The sequence below is a fragment of the Anaerocolumna sp. AGMB13025 genome, from assembly GCF_029689925.1.
Classification (GTDB): Bacteria; Bacillota; Clostridia; order Lachnospirales; family Lachnospiraceae; genus Anaerocolumna.
Genome location: NZ_CP121445.1, coordinates 6,006,043 through 6,023,118, shown reverse-complemented (window position 1 = coordinate 6,023,118; position 17,076 = coordinate 6,006,043). Strand labels below are relative to the sequence as shown.

Annotated in this window: 13 protein-coding genes; 12 read left to right on the top strand and 1 reads right to left on the bottom strand. The window is 37.8% G+C overall.

The features are described 5' to 3' along the window. The first annotated feature begins 152 nt into the window (after positions 1-152). The 9 genes from QA584_RS24990 to QA584_RS24950 all read left to right on the top strand — a co-directional run bounded on the left by QA584_RS24990 (position 153) and on the right by QA584_RS24950 (position 12,445). A complete protein-coding gene (locus QA584_RS24990) occupies positions 153-1,049 on the top strand; it encodes a helix-turn-helix transcriptional regulator (protein WP_278271820.1) in 897 nt (298 codons plus the stop codon). Positions 1,050-1,077: 28 nt separating this feature from the next. After that, positions 1,078-1,725, top strand: coding sequence for a hypothetical protein (locus QA584_RS24985; protein ID WP_278271819.1), 648 nt, complete (start codon positions 1,078-1,080; stop codon positions 1,723-1,725). Between the two features lie 814 nt (positions 1,726-2,539). Further along, on the top strand, positions 2,540-3,580 hold the full coding sequence (locus QA584_RS24980) for a LacI family DNA-binding transcriptional regulator (protein WP_278271818.1): 1,041 nt from the start codon (positions 2,540-2,542) through the stop codon (positions 3,578-3,580). 147 nt (positions 3,581-3,727) lie between these two features. Further along, the gene (locus QA584_RS24975) at positions 3,728-4,648 is read left to right on the top strand and encodes an ABC transporter permease (RefSeq protein WP_278271817.1); all 921 of its coding nucleotides are present in this window, start codon (positions 3,728-3,730) and stop codon (positions 4,646-4,648) included. 12 nt (positions 4,649-4,660) lie between these two features. Then, positions 4,661-5,593, top strand: a complete 933-nt coding sequence (locus QA584_RS24970) for a carbohydrate ABC transporter permease (RefSeq protein ID WP_278271816.1) — start codon at positions 4,661-4,663, stop codon at positions 5,591-5,593. 67 nt (positions 5,594-5,660) lie between these two features. Beyond that, complete coding sequence (locus QA584_RS24965; RefSeq protein WP_278271815.1) at positions 5,661-7,256, top strand: DUF3502 domain-containing protein; 1,596 nt, start codon at positions 5,661-5,663, stop codon at positions 7,254-7,256. A gap of 74 nt (positions 7,257-7,330) precedes the next feature. Further along, entirely contained in the window at positions 7,331-9,034 is a 1,704-nt protein-coding gene (locus QA584_RS24960) for a glycosyl hydrolase 53 family protein (RefSeq protein ID WP_278271814.1), read from the top strand. 405 nt (positions 9,035-9,439) lie between these two features. Then, complete coding sequence (locus tag QA584_RS24955) at positions 9,440-11,518, top strand: beta-galactosidase (protein WP_278271813.1); 2,079 nt, start codon at positions 9,440-9,442, stop codon at positions 11,516-11,518. 684 nt (positions 11,519-12,202) lie between these two features. Then, entirely contained in the window at positions 12,203-12,445 is a 243-nt protein-coding gene (locus QA584_RS24950; protein ID WP_278271812.1) for a hypothetical protein, read from the top strand. 292 nt (positions 12,446-12,737) lie between these two features. On the opposite strand, the gene QA584_RS24945 is transcribed toward QA584_RS24950, so the two are convergent. Next, positions 12,738-13,520, bottom strand: a complete 783-nt coding sequence (locus QA584_RS24945) for a DeoR/GlpR family DNA-binding transcription regulator (protein ID WP_278271811.1) — start codon at positions 13,518-13,520, stop codon at positions 12,738-12,740. A gap of 436 nt (positions 13,521-13,956) precedes the next feature. Here QA584_RS24945 and deoC point away from each other — a divergent pair, with 436 nt between their 5' ends. The 3 genes from deoC (at position 13,957) to QA584_RS24930 (ending at position 17,043) form a co-directional block, all read left to right on the top strand. Beyond that, the gene (gene deoC, locus QA584_RS24940; RefSeq protein ID WP_278271810.1) at positions 13,957-14,622 is read left to right on the top strand and encodes a deoxyribose-phosphate aldolase; all 666 of its coding nucleotides are present in this window, start codon (positions 13,957-13,959) and stop codon (positions 14,620-14,622) included. A gap of 397 nt (positions 14,623-15,019) precedes the next feature. After that, positions 15,020-15,724 (top strand): purine-nucleoside phosphorylase, encoded by a 705-nt coding sequence (gene deoD / locus QA584_RS24935; protein WP_278271809.1) that lies wholly within the window; start codon positions 15,020-15,022, stop codon positions 15,722-15,724. A gap of 155 nt (positions 15,725-15,879) precedes the next feature. After that, on the top strand, positions 15,880-17,043 hold the full coding sequence (locus QA584_RS24930; protein WP_278271808.1) for a BMP family lipoprotein: 1,164 nt from the start codon (positions 15,880-15,882) through the stop codon (positions 17,041-17,043). The last annotated feature ends 33 nt before the right edge of the window (positions 17,044-17,076 follow it).

Here is a 17,076-nt window from a genome sequence, read left to right as displayed (position 1 = left end):
TGAATTTTAATGAAAATGATAACGCTATTTTTATAAATAAAAGAGCCAAAAGATTCTGGGGGAGTCCTTGTTTACTAAGAACAGCAATATCAATCAAAAAAATATTTTTATCTATGCTATAATAGAGTTACCTTATATGAGGAGTAATAAATATGAATTATACGTATAGTATTCAGAAAACTATTCTATACATAGAAGCAAACCTTGGAAAGAAACTTTCCTTAGATGAGTTGGCGGATCTGGCAGGATTTTCTAAATATCATTTAATTAGAATCTTTAAACATGAGACTGGATGTAAAATATTTGAATATATTCAAAGTCGTAGGATGGCTGGGGCGGCGAAACAATTATTGTTTAGTAACCAGAATATACTTGATATTGCACTAATGTATCAGTTTGCTTCACAAGAAGCTTTTACAAGGGCTTTTAAGAGAGAGTATACTCTTTCACCTAGAAGATATCGTATTTTAATGAGTAATTTAACTCACATCGAGGAGGTAGATACCGTGGATAAAAGCAATAGTATTCCAGGCTGGATTGTAATAGGAACTGCACCACGTGAGTACAGTGTAGATTTTGATCGTGCTATTTTTCACAAAGGAAATCGTTCTGTGCGAATAGTGGGAGAAGGTATAAATATTAATAATAAAGACTATATGACGGTAATGCAGCAGTTTAAAGCATCTAATTACGTAGGTAAAAGGATACGTTTTTCGGCATTTATAAAGACTCAAGAGGTAGAAGTGCTGTGCGGTCTTTGGATGAGGATTAATGATTCCACAGCTAATATACTAAAAATTGATAACATGCAGAATCGTCCAATAAAAGGAACAAAGGAATGGAATTACTATGCTGTTGTCCTAGATGTACCAACAAATAGTAATGTGATTAATATCGGAATTCTCCTAAATGGAAAAGGAACAGTTTGGATGGATCATGTGAATTTTGAGATAGTAGATAAGAATGTGGAGACAACCGATGTTGATCTGAGCAGTGAACTGCCGGATAAGCCTGTAAACCTTTCGTTGGAAGAATCTATTATTATTTAAAGTAGAAAAGAAATTGAGGGATAGGAAAATGAGCAAAAATAGTACAAAAAAATTAACATGGGAGTACGGATATATGTTAGGTATGACTGCTATAAGCGGCATTCTAGCCTTCTTAATGAATAAAATGAGTTTGCCGGTGATTCTCATATTATTTTTAGTGGATTTAGCTGGAATTATTGTGCTTTGGCTGAAACCACTCAGTAGAAAATTATTATATATCCTTAATGTCTTAAATTGTTTGGCGTCCGTTTCACTCGCATATCTACTTATTACCGCATTTATAAAATCTGTAGATAGCTTTGTTGCATTTATTATAATACTTGTAGTAATGGATGTGTTTAGTTTTACAAAAGCGGGAAAAAAGACGCCAAATGCCAAATTAATTAGCAATAACAATGCGCTGCCCCGTTTGAGTATCTGCTTGCCGGTGCCAGGTAAACCAGGACTTCAGCCAATTATAGGTGTGGGAGATTTGTATTTTTATGGCACGATATCTGTGTTTTCCATACATCATTTTGGAATGAGTGTTTTTGGCTATATAGTATTGCTAATTCTTGCAGGCCAATTAATAAATATTCTTTTGATTTCAAATATTAAAGAAAAAGTATGGTATAAAGGTTTTCCTGCAACACTATTTCCAGGTATATTATATTTAATTATTTTGTTTTTTGCTTAAAAGTATAAAATGTTTAAGGGGCAAATCTCTATATACATAAGTCATACCGACTATAGGAATCATGCCGTCGACGGTTCATATGCAGATAGAACCATGGGATAATGATTCAGACGCAAATCAACAGCAGCTACAGACATATGCACCAAGTTTTTTGAGTCATAAATAACTGTGTAATAATAAATTAAAATTTATATAACGATGCTGACATTTTGAACTGACCACTAAAAGTTAAACTTATATAACTTAACTTTTAGATGGTCGTTTTTTTATGCTGTGGTCTTGTGTTTCAATAAGTATCATTATATCAATGAATGTAAGTCTTGAAACGAAACCAGTACTAGAAGATGGATGGAGCATAAACAATCAAATATAGATAAATCAAAATGCAAACAAACTAAAATACAAACTAAAGTTTCTTAGCCAAACAGGACAGATGAAATTATCCAAGGAATATTCCTACAGGAGGATAAAAAGTACCGTAATTGAACCCATTGATACAACAAAAGAGAATAGAAATAATTGCGCAAAATAGCGCAACATATCTAGGTTTTCTAAACAAAAAATAGTAATAAGGAAAAAAACAAAAAGATATCTAAAAAATAGAAGAAACAATTTTCGAGAATATTTAGCAGTATTGTCCAGAATAATAAGTAAAAGCGCAACATAAATTGCGCTAAAAATACATAATAATTATTTATAATGCACAAAGAAAATGTAAAATTATAGATAATTATAGCAATTGAATAAAAAATACGCAATGATATAATTAAAATAGAACAACCGATTGAGCATGAAGATGTCGGAGGAGGGACAAATGTCATATCAAAATCTGGATGAGAAAACAAATAGGAATTTGTTAACCGGCAGTAAATTAACTATAACCGACATAGCAGCAGAACTGGGGGTCTCCAAATCCACCGTATCCCGTGCCATATCCGGAAAAGGAAGGATTGGTAAGGAAACCATACAGCGGGTTACTGAATGTATTGATAAATATAACTATAAACCCAGCGCAATCGCAAAGGGACTTGCAAACTCAAGGACATATAATATCGGAGTGGCTTTTCCGGCGGATGCCAATTTAAGCAGTACCCCCTTCTTTCAGATTTGTCTTTTGGGAGTGTGTGAGGTGGCAGCGGCAATGGATTATGATGTAGTAGTAACCACTGTGAAAGAGACAGACATTAACCTTTTAAAAAGAATCGTTGATCACCATAAAATTGACGGAATGATTCTTACGAGAAATTTTATGAATGATATTGCCTCAGAGTACTTAAAGCAAAAAGGCATTCCCTTTGTACTGGTAGGTTCCAGCCTTGATACTACTATTGTACAGATTGATAACAATCATATGGAGGCCTGTGAAAAGCTTGTCTCCTTACTGCTGGCAGAGGGTGTGAAGAAGATAGCCCTCATAGCCGGTGATAAAAAACATATGGTAAACCGGTACCGCTGCGAAGGGTATTTTAACGCCTTAAGAGCACGGCAGGTTTCCATTGAACAGGAATTGGTATTTACAGACTGTGACAGTCCGGTATTTATAGAACAGGCGGTACACAACATCTTAAAAAGACAGGTGGAATGCATCGTATGTACCGATGATGTAATCTGTACCAGAGTGATGTCTTTATTGCGGGAGGCGGGTATAACCGTACCCGGGGATATGAAAGTGGCTTCTTTCTATGACAGCATACATTTAGAAACCAATAATCCACCGGTAACTGCGGTTGGTATCGATGTAAAGGAGTTAGGGACCATCGCAGGCAAACGTCTGATAGAGATTATTAATGGGAATACAAGTACACATAAGACGATACTGAATTATGAAATTCACTTAAGGCGTTCAACACAGTAAGAGAAGAGCAAGAAAAGAGCAAGAAAAGAGCAAGAGAAGAACAAGAGAAGAGCAAGAGAAGAACAAGAGAAGAGCAAGAGAAGAGTCAGAAAAGAGCCAGATTAGAACCAGAAAAGAGTCAGATAAGGGACTGGAGGTACATAAGTTGTGAATAAAAATGGTTTTTTACATAAGCTAAAGAAATACAGGGTATTTTTGTTGATGATACTTCCAGCAGTAATTTATACACTGATATTTAGTTATATACCTATGGCGGGTATAGTTATGGCATTTAAGAAATATACCTATGCCGGCGGGATTTTTAACAGTCCCTGGAATGGTTTTAAGAATTTTGAATTTTTCTTTAAATCAGGACAAGCCTTTCTGGTAACAAAGAATACGGTACTGTACAACCTGATGTTCATTGCATTTAATACCGTGCTACAGATAACAGTAGCCATACTGTTAACAGAAATGAAAAATAAACATGTTAGGAAGCTTTCTCAGTCCGTTATGTTTTTACCTTACTTTATCTCCTGGGTTATCGTATCTGTAATTGCTTTTAATCTCTTAAGCTATGATTACGGTTTTATCAATGGGATTCTTGCAAAGCTCGGTCTGGCTAAAATTAATTTTTATAATACCGGTGCACTTTGGCCCTTTATCCTGATCCTTTTTAATGCCTGGAAGAGCGTGGGATACGGATCGGTAATGTATCTGGCGGCTATTATGGGAATCGATACATCAATTTATGAGGCTGCCTCCATTGACGGGGCGAATGTTTTTCAACGTATATTTAAGATAACTATACCCCTTATGATGCCGACGGTAATCATTCTTTTACTCTTATCGGTTGGCGGAATTTTCCGAGGCAATTTTGATATGTTTTATAATTTAGTGGGTAAAAACGGTACCCTATATAACTATACGGATGTTATTGATACCTTAACCTTTCGGGCTTTAATTGCGAATAATGACTTTGGTATGGCAGCAGCCGCCGGTTTCTATCAGTCCGTATTGTGTTTTATCACAATCTTACTGGTGAATAAATTAGTCAGCGTGTACAACAAAGATTACAGCTTGTTCTAGGAGGAACAGTATATGAATAAAAATACAACTGCCAGGTCAAAGAAATTGAAAAGGGGTCTGGATTCGAAAGTGCTTTCTTTCCTATCCTACTTTATCAGCGGTTCGGTAGCATTATTCTGCCTGATACCATTTATTATGGTTATATCAGCCTCTTTTTCTTCAGAGGAAGCGATTAAACAAAATGGCTTTTCCTTATTACCTCAGAACTTTACTTTAGAGGCCTATAACACCGTATTTAAAGAACCCAGTGTTATACTAAGAGCTTATGGGGTGACCATCCTGCTGACGATTTTTGGAACTGCATTAGGCTTATTCCTACAGACTATGACCGCCTATGTCTTATCCAGAAAAGAATTTGAATGGCGAAATAAATTTTCCTTTTTCTTTTATTTCACCACCTTGTTTAACGGCGGTCTGGTGCCTTACTTTATATTAATGACCAGGTATCTGGGTCTTAAGGACAATTATCTGGCTCTGGTGCTGCCCCTTCTTTTTAGTGTCTATAATTTGTTAATTATGAAAAGTTATATTATGGGTATCCCGGAATCCCTAATCGATGCGGCAAAAATCGATGGCTGCGGTGAATTCGGGACTATGATAAAGGTGGTAATGCCTTTGTTAAAGCCTGCATTGGCAACGGTAGGTCTCTTTATCGCCCTTGCCTACTGGAATGACTGGTATAATGCCATGCTCTATATCGGGAAGGATGAGATGCAGCCTTTGCAATATTTTTTATATCAGCAGGTTAACAATATAGAAGCTTATAAGCGTCTGGTGGAATCCATGGGCGGAGGCAGTGCGGCAGCAGTATCCGCAATGTCTATGCCGACCCAGTCCTTAAAAATGGCGCTTACCGTAGTAGTAACCGGACCGATTATTTTGTTATATCCCTTTGTGCAGAGGTATTTTGTTCAGGGTATTACCATCGGAGCGGTAAAAGGATAGTATAGATCCGTTCTGGATTTATATAGAAGGTATACAAGGTAATTTATGAATGAAGAGGAGGATTACAATGAAGAGAAAAGTTTTATCCCTTATCCTTATCCTGACATTATTAACAGCACTCTTTGCAGGCTGCAGTAAAAAGGATAACGCGGTGGAGACAGGAAAAGTTACAGAAACAGAAGGTACTGACACGGGAAGCACCAAGGGGGATGGAAGGACCTTTAACGGCGTGGATATTTCGAAGCCGGTAACCTTAAAGATGTATCTCTTAGGTGATCGGACAGCAGATTTTGATAAGGTATATGCAGAGATTAATAAAAAGTTACAGGAAAAACTTAATGCAACGGTGGATGTTGATTTCCTGTCCTGGAGTGAACATGATAAAAGATACTCTCTGTTGTTCTCAGGCGGTGAGGATTTTGATTTAATCTTTACGGCAGCAGGCTGGGGACATTATGAAAACACCGTAGCCATGGGTGGTTTTTATGCGCTTACCAAGGATTTTATAACTACCTATGCCCCGGATATCATGAAAGTAGTTCCTGAGGTGGCCTGGAGCCAGGCAACCATTGACGGCAGTATTTATATGGTACCCAATTATCAGAATGAATTCGGTAATAATGTAGTAGGGCTTCGGGGAGATTTACTTTCAAAGTATGGCTACAGCGATATCACAAGCTTTGACCAGCTGCTGGAATTCTATGGAAAGGTTGCAGCAGGCGAACCTTCTATCTCTCCTTTAGGTACTCAGGCTGGAGGACTATATTATCAGTATCTGTTAGATAAAGGTATGGATACGGTAAGCGGTACGTCTACCAAGGAATTGTTCCTTTACAATACAGTTAATCCAGAAGATAAAACCGTTACTTATGCACTTGACTGGGATGGATTTACCGAATACTGTAAACTGGCTAAAGAATTATATGATAAAGGTTATTGGTCAGCAGATTCCCTGGCAACTACAGAGGAAAGACAGGATGGGTTCTTAAGCGGAACTGCCGCCTCCTTAATCTGGAATATTGGAACTACTGAGACTTATGTTGATCAGGCCAATAAAGAACATCCCGAATGGAAAGCCCAGATTTTTGATACCTCACCAAGTGTAGCGAAAGCTGTAAATGCTTATATTAATAACGGTATGGCAATCAATGCAACCAGTAAGAACAAAGAACGTGCCATGATGGTATTAAATGAATTTTATACCAATCCGGAGATACAAGATCTTACTTCTTTGGGTATTGAGGGAACCCACTGGAAAGCAGAAAGCGACAACCAGTACAGTGTACTTGATGCAGAAGCTAATTATGGTGTAGATGCAAACTGCAACTGGGGATGGGTGAACATGAACATCAAACGTACGGAATATAAAGCAAATCCGGATGAGGTAGATAATAAGGTTAAGGCTATTAAAGATTCCTGGAATGCAAATATCAAACCAGAGCACATATACGATGGATTTACCTTTAATAATGCTAGCGTAAGTTCACAGGCGGCGGCAGTTGAAACCGTATTAGATCAGTACTATACCCCTCTGGTACTCGGTATGGCCGGCGATGTAGATACTGCCATAGCTGAACTGCGTAAACAACTTGATAATGCAGGAATCCAATCCGTTTATGACGAAATCAAGAAGCAGGCCGAAAGTGTTACCGCAGGCAAGTAAAGAAATAAGGGTTAAAAGTATAATGGGGACTGTAACTGTTCAGTCCCCATTACTACTACCTGGAGGGGTTTATCATGGATTTTATAAAAGGCATGGATATTTCATTTTTACCGGAGCTAAATAAACTCTTGCCAGAGTTTTATGATGCAGACGGAAATAAGAAAGAAATATGGGAATTGTTAAAAGAAAATGGAGTGAATTCGATTCGGCTGCGCCTCTTTCATGAACCGGAAAATGTTGCAGAATCCGGTGGTTATTGCAATCTGGAACAGACCATTGCAATGGCGAAGCAGATAAAACAAAATGGTATGAGCTTTTTTCTGGACTTCCATTATTCAGACTGGTGGGCAGATCCTGGTAAGCAGGTGAAACCAAAAGCCTGGGAAAAGCTTGAATTTGAGGAACTGGAACAGGCAGTATATGACTATACCAGAGATGTACTCCTTATTATGAAGAAAGAAGGGGTACTGCCGGAGCTGGTTCAGATTGGAAATGAAATCAGAAGCGGTATGTTATTTCCAGAAGGGGAAGTACCAAATTACCGTCAGCTGGTTTTATTAGTGAATTCCGGAATACAGGCAGTCCGAGAGATAGACAAAGATATGAAAATAGTGATTCATTTGGATCAGGGAGGCAGATATTATTATCTGAGGGAGTGGTTTGACGCGTGTTTAGCGGCCGGTCTTGAGGAATTTGACATTATAGGTGTGTCTTATTATCCTTTCTGGCATGGAAGCTTTATGGATCTTAAGAATTCTCTTGTAAACTTAGTAAAACGCTATAAAAAACCAGTTGTGGTGGCAGAAACAGCCCATGCCTGGCGAAATGCAGGAGATGGTTTCATAGGTGAACAGCAGGAGAAAATTGCGGGGTTCTCTGCAAGTCCCAGAGGACAGAAACAAGTGCTTGATTTGGTGATGAATATAACAGCCTCACTGGATAATAACATGGGGCTTGGCATATATTATTGGGAACCGGTGGTACTTCCCCTTGAAGGGAAAGGCGGCTGGTGGAGTAATATGGGAGTATTTAATGAAAAGGCAGCAGCCTTGCCTGCCCTCTCTTGCTTTCGGTTTGTCAGAGAGGACTTTAAACCCAGGGAAATTGCGAAACTATACGAGCCGGAGAAAATCATTCAAAAGCTTGGTGAAGCAGTCAGATTACCGGAGTACATCAAGGTGCTGTACTTTGACGGTGAAAGTAAGGAAATAAATGTTTGTTGGGAAGCATTCTTACCAGAAAGGGCAGGGACGTTTAAGATTACAGGCAGTATTCCCTCAATCGGCAGAACGGTAGAAGCAGAGGTACTGGTGGTAGACGAGTTTGAAACCAGTCATAATTATTTAGATAATGCAGCCTTTGAAGACGGACTTAGGGGCTGGGAGATACAAAGTCTGGATAACCGGGTTAAGACAGAATTATTACAAGAATTTGAAGAACCTTTTCCAGCACCGCCTGTTAATTATATCTATGTAGAAAGCCCGGTTAATTTTACCTGGAAGCTGGAAAAACAGGTGAAGGGTCTGGAGCCTGGAAGGTATTGTCTGTCTGTAGAATACAGAGGAACCAATACGACAGGTGTAGATGTGAGATTGTATGCCGGGGAAAGAAATCAGAATTATAAGGAACTGGTGATATTCCCAACGGATGAAAGCTGGGTAACCTATGAACTTCCAGATGTTGTGATAGAAAAGGACAGTGTCAAACTGGGAGTTACCATGGTATCTCCTCCGGTATTTGCTAAAATAAGAAGATTTAGATTCCTGAAACAGAATTAAGACACGGCCTTGAGTTATACAGTATTTTCCTACATCCTTACGTCGGTCTGGTAGTTGTGCCGCGACGTGTGAACAAAGCAGTTCACAATTGAGCTGCTTAATACTTAAAATACCCAAATTAATATCCTTAAATTCTATTATGATATTTTGCCTACATACTCATGTTGTTGCGAAAACAGCAATATACTGGTAGGTACAAAGGATGAGTGTGAAGAAAAAACATATACAAACGGAAGAACTACGAACTTCATCCTATATTGTTTAAAATGTCACTTCTGCGGCATTATTACGGGACGGTTGAAAGAAAATATGACTACAGAAAGGATGCCACAATGCTTCTTTCAACCTTTTTATATGTGGCAGTAACACATCTGCTAGCAGCTGTGTTATGCAATGGGTGCTAAAATGAGCAGAACAGAGTATGGATTTACCGCTAAGTATATGACAAAGGATGGTAACCCCTGGTTACCGATCATGGGTGAATTTCATTACAGCCGTTATCCAAGAAAGTATTGGAAGGAATCCCTTTATAAAATGAAAGCCGGGGGCGTAGAAACGGTATCGACTTATGCGTTCTGGCTTCATCATGAAGAAGTAGAAGGTGAATATGATTTTACCGGACAGAGGGATTTGAGAGCATTTGTAGAAACGGTCAAAGAGACTGGACTTACCTTGTTCTTAAGAATCGGACCCTGGTGTCATGGAGAGGCCAGAAATGGGGGATTGCCGGATTGGCTTTTTAAGAAATCCTTTGAACCCCGAACCAATCATGAAGATTACTTTTTGGAAGTAAGTCGCTATTATAATAAATTAGCTGAGCAGGTAAAAGGTCTTCTTTTTAAGGATAATGGTCCAATTATCGGAATACAAATAGAAAATGAGTATGGGCATTGCGGCGGACTGCAGGGCGAGGCAGGAGAAGAACACTTAAAACGCCTCACTGCGTTAGCAAAAGAAGCAGGTTTTATAGTGCCTTACTATACGGCAACCGGCTGGGGCGGAGCAGTTACGGGAGGTTTACTTCCAGTAATGGGCGGATACTGCGAAGCGCCCTGGGATCAAAGGCTCACAGAAATAGAACCCAGTGGAAACTATGTATTTACCACGGAAAGAAACGACCACAATATTGGCAGTGATTATGGATTTGGCACCGGTATCACCTTTGATATTTCAAAGTTTCCATTTCTGACAGCAGAATTAGGGGGAGGCTTGCAGGTTACCCATCATAGAAGACCAGTAGCCTATCCTAAGGATATTGGGGCTATGTCCATGGTTAAACTAGGCTGTGGTGTTAATCTTCTGGGTTATTATATGTATCATGGCGGTACGAATCCTGGGGGCAAATTAACTACACTGCAAGAATCCAGAGAAACCGGATATCCCAATGACCTTCCGGTATTCAGCTATGATTTTGCAGCCCCTATAAGAGAATATGGACAGATGTCTGGAACTTTAAAGGAAATCAAGCTGCTCGCCATGTTTAGTAAGGACTTTGGAAATTCCTTATGTGAAATGGATACCTATATACCTAAAAGCAATCCCTTATATCAGACAAACTTAAAAGATTTAAGGACTTCTGTGCGAAGAAATGGAAAAAGCGGTTATCTGTTTGTGAACAATTATCAGAGAAGATACGAGATGGCAGAGCATAAGGACCTAGTACTAAAAGCAGATACCGGTGAAGGCATCTTAAGCTATCCGATACGTGATATAAAGAATGGAGACTTTTTCTTTCTGCCGTTTTATATGCCGGTAGGGGATGGAGAACTAAGGACGGCTATGGCAACTCCTTTGTGTATACTGCATAACCCTGAGAAAGAAAGCTATGTTTTTTACACGGATACAAAACCTGCCTATGACTGGGTGAAAAAGCCTGATAAGGCCGAGGTGCTTACTTTAACCAGGAAGGATGCTCTAAACGCCTGGAAAATATCCCTGGATAAGGAATACCTTCTGCTGACCGAAGGAGAAGTCATAGAATCGGAAGATGGTTATATAATCCTAAGCCGTAATAATGAACCGCTAAGAGCATATCCGGCATTGCCATCTGCCCCTTCTGGTTACCGGTATATTGGAGAAGAAGACAGTTTTGCAGTATATGAAAGCTGTGAAAAACATCTTTTAGCCGCAGCCAGATATAAATTAATCCGGGAAACAGCAGACAGTAAAAGTAAATTGTATGAGCTCACGCTTGAATATCCTGTGGGAGCAGCGGACTGCTTTTTGCAGGTTGAGTTCGGAGGAGACACTGCAAAACTCTATATTGATGGAGAACAGGTAAATGACTGGTTCTATACCGGACAGACCTGGGAAATCGGCTTGAAACGTTATGATTTTCCGGATAAAGTACAGATTGAGATAGAAGCATTAGAAGAAAAAGCGGAACGCTATCTGGAGAAATGGCCGGTATTTAAGAAGGGAATTGCCTGTGAAATTAATCGGGTTACAATGGAAGCGGAGTATGTTTATCATTTGATGAAATAATACGAATACTATAATACGAATACTATGATACGAAATAGAGTAAGGACTTGGAACATCTGATAGCTGATGTTTGCAGGTCCTGTTTTTAATTCAGTTATCGGCCGTAAAGCTTTTAGGGAGAGACGTAATCAATTAGAACCAAATACAACCTTTGTAGTACAGTATTTTTTAGCACTATATAGTTTGAAGTCTGGACCTGTAAAAATCCTTGTATGAAGTTGTAATAATTCACTATAAATTATTGAGAAAATAAGAAAATATAGTGAAAACAAACAAAAGTGTTATTGACTTATTTCTAGCTAGACATTATACTGGATACATACTATTGTAGTGTGCTAACAAGCGAATATATCAAGGTAAAATCAAGAAATCTTTCCATCATACTACGATAGGCAGATTAAAATATCAGTACATAAAAGCTGTGCAATACTTCCAAAAGCAACACTGCAAATTTGTTAAATATGTACATGGTACTAATTGCTATAAACAGAAAATTAAGGTATAGTTATTTTATAAGCAAAATAGGATTCAAAGGCATGAAGAAAAAACTACTTCCGCCATTGTCCTGACAGTTAGGTTAAAAGAAAATATAAGAATAGAAAGGATGCCACGAAGCGAATCTTTTAACCTGTTTTAATTGTGGCTGTATCGCAAGTAAACTTGTGATATGCAAGGGGTGATAATATGAAGAGCAAAACAATAATATTTAAAACCGCTAATGATCTCTATGATTTTAACAAAGAGGCCTCAAAATGCAAAACAGATGTAAGAATTAAAACAGCCAGCGGAACCTTTGACTTTGATGCTAAGACCTTATTAGGTTTGTTCTTTGCACTTAATTTACCTTCTATTGATGTTTTTTATGATGAAAGTGAAACAGAATTCGATGAATATTTAAACAATTTAGAGAAAGATAAAGCAGAGTAATAAACTTGTTGTCTATTGCGTAATAACATATAATTATTATGAAACTATGTGATTAGTTATTATACTAATACAAAAGGGTATCAATTTAATAATTCGAGCAGCAACGGTCCGTTACTTTAACCAGGGTGGACATAGCTGCTCTTTTTTATATCTATACGAAAGCTAATGCAAATCATAAATCAAGAAGACATCAAATCAATCAGACTAAATTAACCAGGCCCAAAATCAACTAAATCCAATTTAGCCAGACAAAATCATACAAGATTCAAATCATCTCAACATGAAATCTTCCTTATGACACAATATAGAGCTTTATCTTCAGGTCTTCAATCTCTTTTTTCCACTCTTCTGGTATGGAAACATCCGTAATAATAACATCAAAATCCTCCAGATTCGCAAAATAAGCCGGTTTGACCTGGTCAAACTTACTGGAATCTAAAAGGAGTATCTTTTCTACAGAGGATTGCATAATCGCTTTTTTGGTTGGAATCTCATAATGATAAACACAGGTAACCCCCAGGTTATGGTGCATACCGGCTGCGGAGATAAAGGCTTTGGTAAACCGCATACTTTGAATCAGAGCGATTCCTTCTGCACTTTCAACCATCTGGGTTTTAGGATGGTATCTGCCGCCGGAGAATATAAGGGACAGATTCTCTTTTTCCCGTAATGAGTTTAAAATGTTAGCATTAAAACACAAAATAGTCGCTTCCAGGCTGTCACCTATATTTTCTGCAAGCATTTCTGTAGTGGAGCCCGTATCAATAACCACAATGTCACCAGGGGTAATGAGAGAAGCGGCAAAAGCACCGATTTTACTCTTTTCTAAATCCTGAGTGATTTTTGCATGGGACAGCTCGTAAGAGGAATCGGTTTGCTCCTGCTTATAGGCAGGATTATAGATAGCAGCGCCATATACATTATTAACAATATTATTTTGTTCCAATACAATTAGATCCCTTCGGATTGTCATCTCGGATACCTCAAGAATGGAAGCAAGTTCCTTAACGGATGCACCATTTTTGGATTTGATAATATCGATTAAACGATTCATTCGGTCTGCCTTTTTGCTCATATTTTCTCCTGTTTCCTCATCTTGTACTCCCTGATCTAATTGGAAATAACAAAATGATTCTGCTCATATGTTAGTATTATAACATTTTCTTTATAATTATTCAATAATTATCTTGTATTTTTAGTATTGTAACAAAAAAGCATAAATTATGATAAAATGTGACAATACAAACATGTAAAATGTGAAAAGTAAAACAAAAATCTGTTGACCGAAATAATGAAAAGTGATAGTATATTTAATAGGTGATTTACAAGAATTTATATTTTCAATGTAATAAATATGCTGTATCGCACATACTATGGCAAGATATTTGAATTTACCGATTTGAATGAGATTTTATTCATTTAGAAGATATGAAATTAATATTAACCTAAAAGATCAATTGATACGATATTACAATTTACCTGATAGTATGATAACTGAAAGGATAACAAATATGAATGAATTAGAAATGCTGCAATATGTTGACCATACCCTGCTAAAAGCGGTTTCCTCCTGGGAAGATATCCAAATCTTATGTGAAGAAGCCCTGGAATATCACACGGCCTCGGTCTGCATACCGCCTTGCTATATAAAAAGAATCCACGATAAATATGGCGATGCCATTAATATCTGTACCGTTATAGGCTTTCCCTTAGGATACAGTACCACAGCAGCGAAAGCTGCAGAGTGTGAGCAGGCGCTAAAGGACGGAGCCAACGAAATTGACATGGTGATTAATCTGACGGATGTTAAGAATGGGGATTACAAAAAAGTAGAAGATGAAATTGCATTTTTAAAAAAGATCGTAGGGAATAAGATCCTAAAAGTCATTATTGAAACCTGCTATCTTACTCATGAGGAAAAGGTTGCAATGTGCCATGCAGTTACCAATGCAGGTGCTGATTTTATCAAAACTTCAACCGGTTTTGGTACAGGCGGTGCCACCTTAGAGGATATCATCTTATTTAAAGCCAATATTGGTCCCAGAGTAAAGATAAAAGCCGCCGGTGGTGTGAAAAGCGTAGAAGACCTGGAAGCCTTTATACAAGAAGGCTGTGCAAGAATCGGAACCAGTTCAGCTGTTAACTTGGTTAAAGGGAAGCTTGCTAAAGACTATTAATGTAATGAAACGAAGCAAAGAATTAATAGAAGTATTATAGAAGGAATGTAATATAGAAGAAATGCATTATGAAGAAAGTAAATAATAAGTCTTAAAAGAAACTTTTATCAAATAAAAGTTTCTAAAGCATATTATGTGAGCAATAAAGTTATGTAAGCAAGATTATGTAAGCAAATAAATTAAGTAAGCAATAAATTATGTGAGCAAGTATATAAGCAAATAAATTATGTAAAGTAATAAATTATGTGAAAAGTATATTATATAAGCAAATAAACTATGTGAGCATATATATTAAGTAAGCAATTAATATTAAGTAAGCAAGATTAAAAGCATGTTTTAATCTTTATTAAGTAATATGTACAGAAAACAAAATAAATACCACATCAGGAGGATTACAATGAGTATACCAACACCACACATATCCGCGAAAGCAGGAGAATTTGCCAAGACCGTATTAATGCCGGGAGATCCATTAAGAGCTAAATTTGTAGCTGATAATTATTTGGAAGACGCAGTACTAGTGAATTCAGTAAGGGGAATTAACGGATATACCGGTAAGTATAACGGCAAAACAGTATCCGTTATGGCGAGTGGTATGGGAATGCCCTCCATCGGAATTTACTCCTATGAATTATTTAACTTCTATGAGGTCGATAATATTATCCGTATCGGAACTGCAGGTTCCCTTCATGCAGACCTAAAAGTCAGAGATGTTGCATTTGCCATGGGTGCCTGCACCAATTCAGCTTATGGATCTCAGTTTGAACTGCCTGGAACTTTTGCACCAATTGCTTCCTTTGATCTTCTGAAAAAGGCAATTGAAGTAACGGAACAGATGGGAATTCATTATAAAGCGGGTAATTTCTTATCCTCCGATACATTCTATGATGATTCCCAAGGTACCATGAAGTGGGCAAAGATGGGAATACTATGTGTTGAAATGGAAGCAGCAGCCCTTTACATGAACGCAGCAAGAGCAGGAAAGAACGCTTTGGCTATTTGTACGATTTCTGATTCTTTAGTAACCGGAGAAGCAACTACAGCAGAGGAAAGACAGAATAGTTTTCACAATATGATGAAAATAGCACTGGAAATTGCTTAACATTCAAACGGGAAACGGTTTGCTTTGTATAGAAAATAAAAATAAGGAGAGTGATAACTAGATATCCGGGGCAAAATAATAATAGACCTGGACATGCAATCGGGAGACTTTGCAAATTATTGCAACGAATAAATTATTGAATGGGAGGAACTTAAATGAAATTATCGAAAAAGTTATTAAGTGTGTTATTAACAGCAGTTTTAGTGGTGTCCTTAGCTGGATGCGGATCGAAAACCAATACAGGTGATAACGGTAACAACACAGCTACCAATGAAAATACTAAGGATACCGTAGCAAATAATGGCGGAGACGGCTCCGGCAAATATGAAATCGCTTTAATTACCGATATCGGTACCATTGATGATAAATCCTTCAACCAAGGTGCCTGGGAAGGTGTTGAAGCATATGCAAAAGCAAACAATAAAACTTATAAATATTACAGACCTACAGAAAAATCCGATGACGCTTACCTGCAATCCATTGACCTTGCTATAAAAGCAGGTGCAAAGATTATAGTATGCCCGGGATTCCTATTTGAAGTTCCGGTTCATACTGCACAAACGAAATATCCGGATGTTAGTTTTGTTATTTTAGATGGTGTACCTCATGCTGCAGAAGAAGGCAGTGCACCTGACATTGCAAAGAACTCCTACTCTATCTTCTATTCAGAAGAAGAAGCCGGCTTCCTTGCAGGTTATGCAATTGTTAAAGAAGGCTTTACCAAATTAGGCTTTATGGGTGGTATTGCTGTTCCTGCAGTTGTTCGTTATGGATATGGTTTTATCCAGGGAGCAGATTATGCAGCAAAAGAATTAGCTTTAGCTGATGATGCAGTACAAGTTCAGTATACTTATGTAGGTAATTTTGATGCAACTCCTGATAATCAGGCAAAAGCAGCAGCCTGGTATAACGAAGGAACCGAAGTTATCTTTGCCTGCGGCGGTGCAGTTGGTAACTCTGTTATGAAAGCAGCTGAAACAGCAGGTAAGAAAGTTATCGGTGTTGACGTAGACCAGTCTTCTGAATCCGATACGGTTATTACTTCCTCAATGAAGAACTTAAGTAAGTCCGTAAGCGATGCCCTTACTAGTTTCTATGACAATAAATTCCCGGGCGGAACTTCAGTTTCTTTAAATGCAAGCACCGAAGGTGTGGAACTTCCAATGGATTCTTCTAAGTTTACAAAATTTACAAAAACAGATTATGATGCCATTTATGCTAAAATCGTTAATAAAGAAATCACCATTGGAAATGATAGCGTAGCAAAAGATGCAAGTGGCGTTCCGGCTGACAAGGTTAAAGTTAACGTTGTTCAGTAAGGAAATTTGGTAATTAAAGTTATAAAAGCATAA